The sequence below is a fragment of the Devosia sp. genome (genome assembly GCF_036676215.1).
Classification (GTDB): domain Bacteria; phylum Pseudomonadota; class Alphaproteobacteria; order Rhizobiales; family Devosiaceae; genus Devosia.
In genome coordinates this window covers 19,326-30,735 of record NZ_JAKFDJ010000001.1, presented here as the reverse complement: position 1 = coordinate 30,735, position 11,410 = coordinate 19,326, and the positions used below count along the sequence as shown (strand labels likewise).

General features: G+C 63.6%; 14 protein-coding genes. 7 read left to right on the top strand and 7 right to left on the bottom strand.

The window, feature by feature from the left end; translation table 11 throughout:
• The 4 genes from V6M52_RS00175 to thpR form a co-directional block, all read right to left on the bottom strand.
• Positions 1–575, bottom strand: a 575-nt coding sequence (locus V6M52_RS00175) for an inositol monophosphatase family protein (RefSeq protein WP_332698157.1), incomplete at its 3' end; no start/stop codon positions are given.
• Positions 576–685: 110 nt separating this feature from the next.
• Positions 686–1,189, bottom strand: a complete 504-nt coding sequence (locus tag V6M52_RS00170; RefSeq protein WP_332698154.1) for an invasion associated locus B family protein — start codon at positions 1,187–1,189, stop codon at positions 686–688.
• A gap of 88 nt (positions 1,190–1,277) precedes the next feature.
• Complete coding sequence (locus V6M52_RS00165) at positions 1,278–1,799, bottom strand: invasion associated locus B family protein (RefSeq protein ID WP_332692521.1); 522 nt, start codon at positions 1,797–1,799, stop codon at positions 1,278–1,280.
• Between the two features lie 215 nt (positions 1,800–2,014).
• A complete protein-coding gene (thpR, locus tag V6M52_RS00160) occupies positions 2,015–2,554 on the bottom strand; it encodes an RNA 2',3'-cyclic phosphodiesterase (RefSeq protein WP_332692524.1) in 540 nt (179 codons plus the stop codon).
• Between the two features lie 201 nt (positions 2,555–2,755).
• Here thpR and V6M52_RS00155 point away from each other — a divergent pair, with 201 nt between their 5' ends.
• Together V6M52_RS00155 and V6M52_RS00150 are read left to right on the top strand one after the other, a co-directional pair.
• On the top strand, positions 2,756–3,526 hold the full coding sequence (locus tag V6M52_RS00155) for a Bax inhibitor-1/YccA family protein (protein WP_332698151.1): 771 nt from the start codon (positions 2,756–2,758) through the stop codon (positions 3,524–3,526).
• A 103-nt stretch (positions 3,527–3,629) separates the two neighbouring features.
• Positions 3,630–4,127, top strand: coding sequence for a GNAT family N-acetyltransferase (locus V6M52_RS00150; protein ID WP_332698148.1), 498 nt, complete (start codon positions 3,630–3,632; stop codon positions 4,125–4,127).
• Between the two features lie 49 nt (positions 4,128–4,176).
• Here V6M52_RS00150 and V6M52_RS00145 read toward each other — a convergent pair whose 3' ends face one another.
• The 3 genes from V6M52_RS00145 to acnA all read right to left on the bottom strand — a co-directional run bounded on the left by V6M52_RS00145 (position 4,177) and on the right by acnA (position 8,464).
• On the bottom strand, positions 4,177–4,566 hold the full coding sequence (locus V6M52_RS00145; protein ID WP_332692534.1) for a DUF2794 domain-containing protein: 390 nt from the start codon (positions 4,564–4,566) through the stop codon (positions 4,177–4,179).
• A 302-nt stretch (positions 4,567–4,868) separates the two neighbouring features.
• Positions 4,869–5,606 (bottom strand): DUF1223 domain-containing protein, encoded by a 738-nt coding sequence (locus V6M52_RS00140; protein WP_332698145.1) that lies wholly within the window; start codon positions 5,604–5,606, stop codon positions 4,869–4,871.
• Between the two features lie 185 nt (positions 5,607–5,791).
• Positions 5,792–8,464: an aconitate hydratase AcnA gene (acnA, locus tag V6M52_RS00135; RefSeq protein WP_332698142.1), complete on the bottom strand. Its 2,673-nt coding sequence runs from the start codon at positions 8,462–8,464 to the stop codon at positions 5,792–5,794.
• A gap of 170 nt (positions 8,465–8,634) precedes the next feature.
• Here acnA and ccmA point away from each other — a divergent pair, with 170 nt between their 5' ends.
• From ccmA to V6M52_RS00110, 5 genes are read left to right on the top strand one after another with little or no spacing between them, the layout of a single operon-like run.
• The gene (gene ccmA, locus V6M52_RS00130; RefSeq protein ID WP_332692543.1) at positions 8,635–9,270 is read left to right on the top strand and encodes a heme ABC exporter ATP-binding protein CcmA; all 636 of its coding nucleotides are present in this window, start codon (positions 8,635–8,637) and stop codon (positions 9,268–9,270) included.
• Complete coding sequence (gene ccmB / locus V6M52_RS00125; protein WP_332698139.1) at positions 9,267–9,920, top strand: heme exporter protein CcmB; 654 nt, start codon at positions 9,267–9,269, stop codon at positions 9,918–9,920. The genes ccmA and ccmB overlap by 4 nt, the downstream gene beginning before the upstream one ends.
• Before the next feature lie 12 nt (positions 9,921–9,932).
• On the top strand, positions 9,933–10,694 hold the full coding sequence (locus tag V6M52_RS00120; RefSeq protein WP_332692549.1) for a heme ABC transporter permease: 762 nt from the start codon (positions 9,933–9,935) through the stop codon (positions 10,692–10,694).
• Complete coding sequence (gene ccmD / locus V6M52_RS00115) at positions 10,691–10,852, top strand: heme exporter protein CcmD (protein WP_332692552.1); 162 nt, start codon at positions 10,691–10,693, stop codon at positions 10,850–10,852. Before V6M52_RS00120 ends, ccmD begins: the two co-directional genes overlap by 4 nt.
• Complete coding sequence (locus V6M52_RS00110; RefSeq protein WP_332698136.1) at positions 10,849–11,385, top strand: DsbE family thiol:disulfide interchange protein; 537 nt, start codon at positions 10,849–10,851, stop codon at positions 11,383–11,385. Before ccmD ends, V6M52_RS00110 begins: the two co-directional genes overlap by 4 nt.
• Positions 11,386–11,410 lie beyond the last annotated feature (25 nt).

The window sequence follows — 11,410 nt, the reverse complement described above, 5'->3', positions numbered from 1 at the left end:
TAGCAATCCATGCCGAAGCGCTGCAGACGGGTTGCGGCTTCGATCGCCTTCCACTTGGACATCAGCTCGGGTGTGCGAAACAGCGATGGCGTGGTGGTAAAGACCCGGGAGGGCGCCAGCTCGGTCTGGCCGCTGGTGCGATTGGGCAGGGTGACCGAGCCCCGGCGATAGGTCGAGCGGCCGGGGACCGCGAGGAAAGTTTCCCCGATAAAGGGCTGGCTCATGAGGCCAGCAATGGCCACGCCCTCGTAGGCGAAACCGATCAGCGTGCCCCAGACGGGGGCGCCAGTGATAAAGGCGCGGGTACCGTCGATTGGGTCGATGATCCAGCTATAGGGGCTATCGCCGCTGGAGCCCCATTCCTCGCCGATGATGGCGTGATCGGGGAAATGTTCGGCGATGACCGCGCGAATGGCGGTTTCTGCGGACCGATCAGCCTCGGTCACCGGATCAAAGCCCTCGCTGAGCTTGTTGTCGACCCCAAGGCCAGTGCGGAACAGCGGCAGGGTATGCGCTGCGGCAGCTTCAGCGGCGAGCAGCAGGGTGGCTTCGACTTTGGCGAGATCAAGGGTCATGGCGGCGGATCCGGGCGATATGGGGCTACTGGTAAAGGCGAACCTGTGGACCTGCTACCCCCGCCCAGCCTGCCGCAAGAGAGAGGCCGGCAGATGAGCGGCCAGGCAGCCTAGCACTCGCCGCTGATCGACTGCTGTGCAGCGGTGGCGCCGGACAGCGAATAGGACTGCGTCACCTTGATGCCGGCGGCGGTCGTGCCTTCGACGACCATGGAAGAGCCGGCGCGGATGGCGCTGGCCAGCGCATCGGACTGGCCGGTATCGTCAAGCCAGGCCGCATCGTTCTGGGTGAAGAGGTTGAACACCTGCCCGCCCACATTGATCGTCGCCATGCTGTCGGGCTGGAAGGCAAAGCCGGCAACGAGGTTGAACTCGCTGCTCACATTCTCCGCCGGACGGCTGGTAATGTAGATATAGGCCTGGCTGTAGCCATCGGGCTCGGGCGTCACGCTTTCCGGCTTGGTCATGGCAAAGCAGACATTGCCGGTCGCATCATTGGCGGCATAGCTCGACCAGGCGCGATGCTCCCCCAGAAGCCGCACCTGCTGGGCGCTGACACCGGCGGTGAGTGCAAGGCTGGCGGCAAGGACTAGCACCGGAATGGACTTGAGCATCAGGGCCTCATCAAACAAGCATGGGCGAAGGACCGGCTTGGCCCCTCGCCCAGATATGGCGGATCGCCCGCATGGGGCAACCCAAAAATCACTGGCAGGCAGTGTCGATGGCGTTCACCGCCGCCGTCGCGCCCGACAGCGAGTAGGTATCGGTAGTGTTCGTGCCGCGCTGGCTCGTCCCTCGGACCACCAGATTGCTGCCGGCCTTGAACGCCTGCACGAAGCCACCCTCATCGCCGGTCGAGGCCAGCCAGGCGGCCGAGCCTTCGGTCACCATGGGGTAGGACTTGCCGTCGACCGATGCGCTGGCATTGGCCGCCGTGGCATTGAACGGATAGCCGATAATGGTCTGCACCTCGTTCTTGGTGCCCATCCCCTTGCGGTGGATGATCATGAAATGGATCGGGTCGCGATTGGCACCGGCCGGCTCGCTGGACTGCGGCGTTGCCGAGACATAGCAGAGCACGCCTGAAGCATCTGTCGCCTGCCAGGCGGTCCAGGCGTTGAAAGTGCCGAGCTCTGTCGCCTGCTGCGCCTGAGCGGCAGAAGCCAGAGCCATGATCGCGCCGACCGCGAGCCCAAGTGCAAGGCCACCGGTTTTCGTCGTCATCGCAATATTGTCCTCATCTTGTAGGGCCCCGTTCTGGAGCGAGCTGCCCGCAACTCTGCCCTGAACATGGTTACCAAGGTGTCAAACGCCGCCGCATCCAACTGTATTTGCATCAAGTGCAAGCCAATCACGGCGGCAATTTGACGGCACAGCAGCCACTTCCTCCGGTTTGGGCCGCCAGGGTTAACAACACGCTAACATCTGCGTGACTGTGATCACGCGGCCAGAGGATAGCTCTGTTCCACCACATAGGGGCCGCCGCCCACCGAATCCTTGCTGGAAAACAGCACAAACCGCCCCACCGGAAAGCTCAGCGGCTCGAAGCGTCCGGCCTCGGCCATGAACCGCGCCGCCTCTTCGGCGCTGCAGCCCCGCAGCCGGGCCAGAGAGACATGCGGCACGAACTTGCGTCCATCGGGCGGCAGGCCGGCCCGCTGCAGCACCCGCTCCTGCGCGGCCTGCAGCCGGTTAAGCTGTTCGCCGGGTTCGATCCCGGCATAGAGCGCCCGCGGCTTGTCGCCGCCAAAGGTCCCCAGATGGGTGAGCTTGACCGAAAAGCGCATGGAATTGGCCAGCCGGTCGAGACTGTCGGCAACATCGTCGGCCGTGACATTGTCCACATCGCCGATAAATCTGAGGGTGATGTGGTAGTTTTCCGGATCGATCCAGCGGGCACCAGTCAGCCCGCCGCGCTTGAGCGAAAGCGCAAATCCAGTTTCGGCCGGAATTTCGAGGCCGGTAAAGAGCCGGGGCATTTGGCCCTCCTCTTCCTAAGGATTAAATGCGCGATTCGGGCTAGACCGTAGCATAACGACAATGTGCGGCCATCCCATTCGTCGCACACACCCATCAAGTCTTGTAAACGCCTGATCGCCCATCCATATTGTTCCGCAAGTGGCAACCAATGCCCACCGGCGGTGCAAGAGCCGCTTTTCAATTGGGAAAGGAAACCGACTATGGCTGAATTTGACCGTCAGACCCTCGGTGCGCGGGCCGGCTCGGCCTTGGCCATCGACGAGGGCCTGCGCAGCTACATGCTGCGCGTTTACAATTACATGGGTGTCGGGCTGGTCGTGACTGGCCTCGCGGCCTGGTTCGCCGCCGCTGCCGCCATCACCACCGATCCGAACGCTGCCGTCGGCCAGCTTGCCAACGGCCAGCTGGTGACCCAGTGGGGCGCGCTGCTCTATGCCAGCCCGCTGCAATGGGTGGTGATGCTCGCTCCGCTGGCCTTCGTGCTGGTGCTGAGCTTTGGCATCAACAAGCTGTCCGTGCCGGCCGCACAAGCCACCTTCTGGGCCTTCGCCGCCATCATGGGCGTGTCGCTGAGCTCGATCTTCCTGGTCTATACCGACGCGTCGATCGCCAAGGTGTTCTTCATCACCGCCGCGACCTTCGGTGCCATGAGCCTTTACGGCTACACCACCAAGCGTGACCTGACCAATATGGGCAGCTTCCTGATGATGGGCCTGATCGGCCTGATCATCGCCTCGATCGTCAACATCTTCATGCAGTCTTCGATGCTGGAGTTCGCGATCTCGGCTGTTGGCGTGCTGATCTTTGTGGGCCTCACCGCCTACGACACCCAGAGGATCAAGGAAGGCTACTCCGAGTCCCACGGCGCCGACGTCCTGGCCAAAGGCGCCATCATGGGCGCGCTGAGCCTCTACCTCGACTTCATCAACCTGTTCCTGATGCTGCTCCGCCTGTTCGGCAATCGCGAGTAAGCACAGGTCTGCTTGATCGCACGATCAAGCAATTTGGTTGGACGACAAATTGAACCGCAGCCTACAAAGGCTGCGGTTCTTTCTTTTGCCTTGGGTTTCCGCCGTGTCCGACTACCAGCTGCGCCAGTTCCGATGGGCCGACGTGCCCGCCATCACCGCCATCTACGGCCATTACGTGGACAATACGGCGATCACCTTCGACACCGAGGCGCCGGGCGAACTGGCCATGGCGGAAAAATTCGGCAGCATCGCCAAGCTCGGCCATCCCCTGATCATCGCCGAAGCGGAGGGCAAGCTGGTCGGCTATGCCTACGCATCCTTCTACCGCCCGCGCGCCGCCTATCGCTTCACCTGCGAGGATTCCATCTACCTGCATCCCGATGCCAAGGGGCGCGGCATCGGCAAGGCGCTGCTGACCGAATTGCTGCTGCAGTCGCGCGCCTTCGGCTTCAAGCAGATGATCGCGGTGATCACTGCCGATACGGCCAACTCCATCGCCATCCACGAAAAATTCGGCTTCCGCCATGTCGGGCGCTATGAAGCTGTCGGCTACAAGTTCGACCGCTGGCACGATATCGTGCATTTGCAGCTGGGGCTCTAGAGGCGCTTTTTCATCGCGGCCGGACGAACGTGGATCATTCCGGCTCTGGTCATCCCACCACGGCCAGCTGCGGATCGAGTACGCGCAGCACCAAAGCCAGGTCGTGGCCCCGTTTGAGGATGCGCCCCTGCTGGTTGGTTACGGCATATTGCCCCTGCCGGTTGCGCAGGCGTGGCGTCTTTTCGACGATGAAAAGGGGACGCTCGGAAACGCGCGCATAGATGGAGAACACCGCCCGTTCGCGCAGGAAATCCATGGCGTAATCGCGCCATTCCCCCTGCCCCACCTTGCGACCATAGACCGAAAGGATCAGGTTCAGTTCCTTGCGGTCGAAGGCGACGATTGCCGGAATTTTGGATTGCGCCGCGCTCGCGGGCGCATCGCCGGCATGTACCAGCGCCAGACTGACGGTCCTGTCATTCGGTGTGCGGCTCTGCACCGTTCGGATCAACTCCAAAACGCGATGTCAAATCACCGTCATGATTGCGGGATTTGGGGGCCGATGCAAGGGCGACGTGACAAGATGCAAAAACCCCAATTTGGACACACTTTGTCCGTGAACGCGCCAGATTGCACGTTCAGCATCTGTCCATTGCCTCCAGTGGCTGGCATCCGGGCCGACCGAGCCCCCAAACCCAGAAGCCTGGGTGTCAGCCGCCCCTAATTAGTTGACCAGTCAGTCCTTCCCGTCCTTGCCCCCAGGGACGGGATTTTTTTTGGCCGACTTGTCCTGGAAACGCTCTACCGCTCGAAACTGGCGGCGCCCAGGATCGGGCCGGGCAGGCCATTGCGCTCCTGCTGCACGATGACCGCAAGACCAGTGCTGCCGGCCACGAGCACTTCGTCCAGCGGCAGCTTGAGATCGGCGCCGGTCTCGCCCTCCCACATCCCCAGCGCCTGCCGTCCGGTCACCACCTGGGTATAGACCATGGACTTGCCGGCATTCTCGCCGGTGTCGATGGCGACATCGGCACGATCGAGATAGGTGACCACCCACACCACTGCGTCATCGAGGCTGGTATTGGGCGGAATGGCGATCTTGAGCGTGTCGCCCTCGCGGACGATGTCGACCGGCAGCGGCAGCGTCACCCCGTCCAGGGCGCCATGCACCTCGTGGCGGCGCGACCCGACGACGCCTTTGGCGCCATTGACCACCATCTGGGGGGTGTAGATCCGGGATGATCCCCAGCTCTTGGCATAGGCGCGCTGGCGGTCCGAATAGTCCTCGTCGCCGAACGTGTCTTCCCAGCCCACATAGTCCCAGTAGTCGACGTGATAGGCCAGGGCCACCACGTCCTCTTCCGCGGCAAGGCTGGTGAGCAGCGCATCGGCGGGCGGGCAGGAGGAACAGCCCTGGCTGGTGAACAGCTCGACCACCGCCCGCGGCCGCGGCCGCGTGGCCTCGGCGCCGACGGGAAGCGTCAGGGCAGCAAGGGCGACAAGGCTGAGGACAGCGCCGAAAAGGGGTCTCTGCGTCATGGGCAAGGTTGTAAGCCGGGCCGCCGCGCCCTCGCCAGTCAAAAGAGGGTGACAGGACCAGATTCTGCCCGCGCCGCGGATTTATCCCCCTTCGGCGCGCGATGTATCCCCCACCAAAAGCACATGGCGGCCCCGTGGGACCGCCATGAAATCGCCCGCACTGTGAACGGCGGATGAACGCGAGATTACGCCGCGACGAGGCTGCGCAGCACGTAATGCAGGATGCCGCCATGCTTGTAATAGTCGAGCTCGTTGGCGGTATCGATGCGGCAGAGCGTGTCGACATTGACCACCGAGCCATCGGCGCGGGTGATCTTGACGCTGACCTGGGCGCGCGGCGCGATTTCGGTGACGCCTTCGATATCGACAGTCTCGGTGCCATCAAGACCCAGGGTCTGCCAGCTCTCGCCATCCTTGAACTGCAGCGGGATGACGCCCATGCCGACCAGGTTGGAGCGGTGGATGCGCTCGAAGGACTGGGCGATCACGGCGCGCACGCCGAGCAGGTTGGTGCCCTTGGCAGCCCAGTCACGCGACGAACCGGTGCCATATTCCTTGCCGGCAAAGATCACCAGCGGCGTGCCGGCAGCCTGATAGGCCATGGCGGCATCGTAGATCGCCATCTGGCTGCCATCGGGACCCTTGGTGTAACCGCCCTCGACGCCAGCCAGCATCTGGTTCTTGATGCGGATATTGGCAAAGGTGCCGCGCATCATCACTTCGTGATTGCCGCGACGGGCGCCGTAGGAGTTGAAATCGCGTGGGGCGACCTGCCTCTCCTCAAGATACTTGCCGGCAGGCGTCGTGGCCTTGAACGAACCGGCCGGGGAAATGTGGTCGGTGGTGATGGAATCGAGGAACAGGGCGAGCACCTTGGCCTTTTCGACATTGGTGACGGGCTTGGGCTCCATCGACATGCCTTCGAAATAGGGCGGGTTCTGCACATAGGTCGAAGACGAGTTCCAGCCATAGGTCTCGCCACCCTCGATGACGATGTTCTGCCAGTTCTTGTCGCCCTTGAAGACGTCCGAATAGCGGCCCTGGAACATCTCCTTGGTGACGTGCTGGCGCACGATCTCGGCCACTTCGTGGTTCGTCGGCCAGATATCCTTGAGATAAACCGGCTTGCCATCCTTGGACGTACCGATCGGATCCTTGGTGATGTCGATCTTCATCGAACCGGCAATGGCATAGGCCACGACCAGCGGCGGCGAGGCGAGGAAGTTCGCCTTGACGTCTGGGTTCACGCGGCCTTCGAAGTTGCGGTTGCCCGATAGCACCGAGGCGGCGACCAGATCACCGGACTGCACGGCCTTGGAGATCTCAACCGGCAGCGGGCCCGAATTGCCGATGCAGGTGGTGCAGCCATAGCCGACAAGGTTGAAGCCGATGGCGTCGAGATCTTCGGAAAGGCCGGCGCTATCGAGATAGTCGGTGACGACCTGGCTACCGGGGGCCAGCGAGGTCTTGACCCAGGGCTTGGAGTCAAGGCCGAGAGCCCGCGCCTTGCGGGCCACCAGACCCGCCGCGACCAGCACGGACGGATTGGACGTATTGGTGCAGGAGGTGATGGCGGCGATCACCACATCGCCGTGGCCAATGGTGTAATCGGCGCCTTCGACCTGAACCCTCGGGTCATCACTCTTGCCGAATTCCTTGGGCAGGGCAGCGGCGAAAGCCTGCTTGGCATTATCGAGTGCGATACGGTCCTGCGGACGCTTGGGGCCGGAAATGGACGGCACGACGGTGGTCAGGTCGAGTTCGAGCGTCGAGGTGAAGACCGGGTCCGGCGAATTGGTCTCGCGGAACATGCCCTGGGCGCGCGAATAGGCTTCGACCAAAGCCACGCGATCGGCGGCGCGGCCGGACGTGGTGAGGTATTTGAGCGTATCGCTGTCGACAGGGAAATAGCCGCAGGTGGCGCCATATTCGGGGGCCATATTGGCAATGGTCGCCTGATCCTCGAGGCTGAGATAATCGAGGCCCGGGCCGTAGAATTCGACGAACTTGCCAACCACGCCCTTCTTGCGCAGCATTTCGGTGACGGTCAGCACCAGATCGGTGGCGGTGATGCCCTCGTTGATCCGGCCGGTCATCTTGAAGCCGACGACTTCGGGGATCAGCATGGTGATCGGCTGGCCCAGCATGGCCGCCTCGGCCTCGATGCCGCCCACGCCCCAACCGAGAACGGCAAGGCCGTTGACCATGGTGGTGTGCGAGTCGGTGCCCACGAGCGTATCGGGATAGGCGACGGTCTCGCCATTCTCGTCCTTGGTCCAGACGGTCTGAGCCAGATATTCCAGGTTCACCTGATGGCAGATGCCGGTGCCGGGGGGCACGACGCGGAAATTGTCGAAGGCCGACTGGCCCCAGCGCAGGAATTCGTAGCGTTCGCCATTGCGCTCATATTCAAGCTCGACATTTTCGCCGAACGAGGTGGGCGTGCCGAAGCTGTCGACCATGACCGAGTGGTCGATGACGAGATCGACCGGGACCAGCGGGTTGATCTTCTGCGGATCGGCGCCGAGCTTGGCGGTGGCGTCGCGCATGGCGGCCAGATCGACCACGGCGGGCACGCCGGTAAAATCCTGCATCAGCACGCGGGCGGGGCGGTAGGAAATCTCGTGATCGGACTTGCGGGTCACCAGCCACGTGGCCACGGCCTCGATATCGGCCTTGGTGACGGTGCGATTGTCTTCAAAGCGCAGCAGGTTTTCCAGCACCACCTTCATCGAATGGGGCAGGCTGGACACGCCCTTAAGACCATTCTTCTCGGCCTCGGCGATCGAATAATAGGTGTAGGTCTTGCCGCCGACCGTGAGGGTCGATTTCGACTTGAAGCTGTTTACCGAGGTCATGGTGTTCCGCCCTAATCTTGTCGTTGCGGCAGGCGCGCCGGCCCGGGCGAATGCCCCGGAAACCGCGCAACAGCGCTGCCTTTCCTGGAATGAATCCAATCTATAAGGGCTTATAGAGAAAGACGATTGGGCTTGCCAGCCTTGCCTTTCGTTCAATACGAGAAGGGGTCATGACCGATCGGCAAGTCTATCCCCCGCTGACCCTGCGCGCGACCGGCCTCAGCTGCGGGCGCGGCGGCATGGCGCTGACGCGGGAATTGAGTTTCGCGATCACCGCCGGGCAATGCCTGCTGCTGCGCGGACCCAATGGCACCGGCAAGACCACGTTGCTGCTGACCCTGGCCGGCATCGTCGCGCCGCTCGCGGGCTCATTCGACCTCGCCGGCGCCGATAGCGAGGCCGGCCCGCAAATCCATTATTGCGGCCACCGCAACGCCATCAAGCCGCGGCTGACCGTGCGGGAAAATCTCGATTTCTGGACCCAGGTCAACGGGCCGACGGGCATTGGCACCGACGAGGCGCTTGCCGAAGTGGGCCTGGGCGAGCTGGCCGGGCTCGATGCCGGCTATCTGTCGGCCGGGCAAACGCGGCGGCTGGCGCTGGCGCGGCTGCTGGTGAGCCTGCGCCCGCTCTGGCTGCTCGACGAGCCGACCGCCTCGCTCGACGTGGAAGGCCGTGAACTGGTGACGAGGCTGATCGACCGGCATCTCGACATGGGCGGCTTTGCCATTGCCGCCACCCATGACCCGATCACCCTGCCCGATCCGGGCCGCATGGAAACACTGGTGCTGGGGGCGCGCCTATGACGGCTTTCCGGGCCATGTTGGGTCGCGAGCTGCGCCTGGCGCTGCGCGGCGGTGGCGATGTGCTGACGCTGGTGCTGTTCTTCGTCATCACCGGCGCCATCGTGCCTTTCGCCGTGGGACCCGACAGCGTGCTGCTGGCCCGCATCGCGCCCGGCATGGTGTGGATCGCGGCCTTCCTCGCCATGCTGCTGGGGCTGGACCGGCTGTTCCGCCCCGACCATGAGGATGGCGCGCTGATCCTGCTGCGACATGCCGAGCTGCCGCTCAGCGGCGTCATTGCCGCAAAATTGATCGTCCACTGGATGGTCTCCGCCCTGCCGCTGATCCTCGCCTCCCCGCTCCTGGCGCTGCAGCTGGCCATGGATGGCGATACCTTCTGGGCCATGGTGACCTCGCTGCTGGTTGGCACCCCGGCTCTGGCCGCTTTCGGGGCCGTGGGGGCGGCGGTGACCGTGTCGATAAGGGGCGGCGGGCTGATCGCGCCGATCCTGATCGCGCCCCTGTCCATCCCGGTGCTGATCTTCGGGGTGGGCAGCATCACCGCGACCCAATCAAGCGCCGCGCTGCTGTTTCTTGCGGCATTGAGCCTCATGGCTGTGACCCTGGCTCCCTTTGCCGCCGCCCTTGCGATAAGCTCGGCCGAGGACTAGAGCCGTGAGCCCATGAGCACAGACACCGCACCCAAGCAGAGCTGGTGGAACCGGATCGCCCATCCGGGGCAGTTCGTTGCCTGGACCACGCCGCTGCTGTGGCCGCTGACCATTCTGACCGCGGTCCTCTTCATCGCCGGGCTGTGGTTCGCCTTCTTCAATTCGCCGGCCGACTACCAGATGGGCGATACAGTGCGGATCATGTATGTGCATGTGCCCAATGCCTGGCTCAGCCAGTTCGTCTATGGCGTGATGACAGTCTCGGCGCTCGGCACTTTGGTCTGGCGCCACCCCATGGCCGACGTCTCGATGAAAGCCGCGGCGCCGCTGGGCGCCATGTTCACGGCGCTTGCTTTGTTCACCGGCGCGCTCTGGGGGCGCCCGACCTGGGGCACCTTCTGGGAATGGGACGGGCGCATGACCTCCACCCTGGTGCTGCTGTTCATCTATCTCGGCATCGTCGCGCTATGGCGCGCCTTTGACGACCAGCTGCGCGCCGCAAGGGTCATCGCCGTCTTCACCCTGGTGGGCGCCATCAACATTCCGATCATCAAATTCTCGGTGGATTGGTGGAGCACGCTGCACCAGCCGGCCAGCGTGTTCCGCGCCGACGGACCGACCATGCCCGGCTCGATCCTGACCCCGCTTTTCGTCATGTTTTTCGCGTTTACATTGCTGTTTCTGACGCTGCATCTCAAAGCCATGCATACCGAGGTCAAGCGCCGCCGGGTGATGGGCCTGCAGCGCCGGCTGGCCCAGGGGGGCGCGGCATGATCGACCTCGGACCCCACGCCGTCTTTATCGTCTGGGCCTATATCGGCGTCGCCATCGCGGTCGCCGGGTTGATTGGCTGGACGCTATACGACGCCCGTTCCACCACGCGAAAGCTCATCGAACTGGAAGCGCGTGACCCGCGCCGCGCCGCCCGATGATACGCTATATGCTGTTCGGCCTGCCGCTGATTGCCCTCGTCGCGCTGGTCGCCGTCTTTGCCCTTTCCATCGACCGCGATCCCGGGCTGGTGCGCTCCGTGCTGATCGACCGCCCGGCGCCTGCCTTTGCCATGGCCGAAGTGCCCGGACTAGGCGTGCCGGGCTTTGATACGGCGGCGCTCAAGGGCGAGGTGACCGTGGTCAATGTCTTTGCCTCCTGGTGCATCCCCTGCCGCGACGAGCATCCGCTGCTGGTGGAATTGCGGGAGGTGACGGGTGTCCGGTTGTTCGGCATCAACCAGTCCGACGCGCCCGAGAATGCCCGGGCGTTTCTCGCGGAACTGGGCAATCCCTATGACGCCGTCGGCACCGACCGCGACCGGCGCGTTTCGATCGACTGGGGCGTCTATGGCGTGCCGGAAACCTTCGTGGTGGATGCCAGGGGCACCATCACCTTCAAGCATGTGGGGCCGCTGACGCCCGCGGCAATAGAGGACGGCCTCCTGCCGGCCATCGCGGCGGCGCAGGACTGAACCCGTTCAGATTGCGTTCAGGCAG

Bases quoted from the DNA above. Each gene is read 5' to 3' on its own strand.
- V6M52_RS00170 (WP_332698154.1), bottom strand. From the start codon at position 1,189: ATGCTCAAGTCCATTCCGGTGCTAGTCCTTGCCGCCAGCCTTGCACTC.
- V6M52_RS00165 (WP_332692521.1), bottom strand. From the start codon at position 1,799: ATGACGACGAAAACCGGTGGCCTTGCACTTGGGCTCGCGGTCGGCGCG.
- thpR (WP_332692524.1), bottom strand. From the start codon at position 2,554: ATGCCCCGGCTCTTTACCGGCCTCGAAATTCCGGCCGAAACTGGATTT.
- V6M52_RS00155 (WP_332698151.1), top strand. From the start codon at position 2,756: ATGGCTGAATTTGACCGTCAGACCCTCGGTGCGCGGGCCGGCTCGGCC.
- V6M52_RS00140 (WP_332698145.1), bottom strand. From the start codon at position 5,606: ATGACGCAGAGACCCCTTTTCGGCGCTGTCCTCAGCCTTGTCGCCCTT.
- acnA (WP_332698142.1), bottom strand. From the start codon at position 8,464: ATGACCTCGGTAAACAGCTTCAAGTCGAAATCGACCCTCACGGTCGGC.
- ccmA (WP_332692543.1), top strand. From the start codon at position 8,635: ATGACCGATCGGCAAGTCTATCCCCCGCTGACCCTGCGCGCGACCGGC.
- ccmB (WP_332698139.1), top strand. From the start codon at position 9,267: ATGACGGCTTTCCGGGCCATGTTGGGTCGCGAGCTGCGCCTGGCGCTG.
- V6M52_RS00120 (WP_332692549.1), top strand. From the start codon at position 9,933: ATGAGCACAGACACCGCACCCAAGCAGAGCTGGTGGAACCGGATCGCC.
- ccmD (WP_332692552.1), top strand. From the start codon at position 10,691: ATGATCGACCTCGGACCCCACGCCGTCTTTATCGTCTGGGCCTATATC.
- V6M52_RS00110 (WP_332698136.1), top strand. From the start codon at position 10,849: ATGATACGCTATATGCTGTTCGGCCTGCCGCTGATTGCCCTCGTCGCG.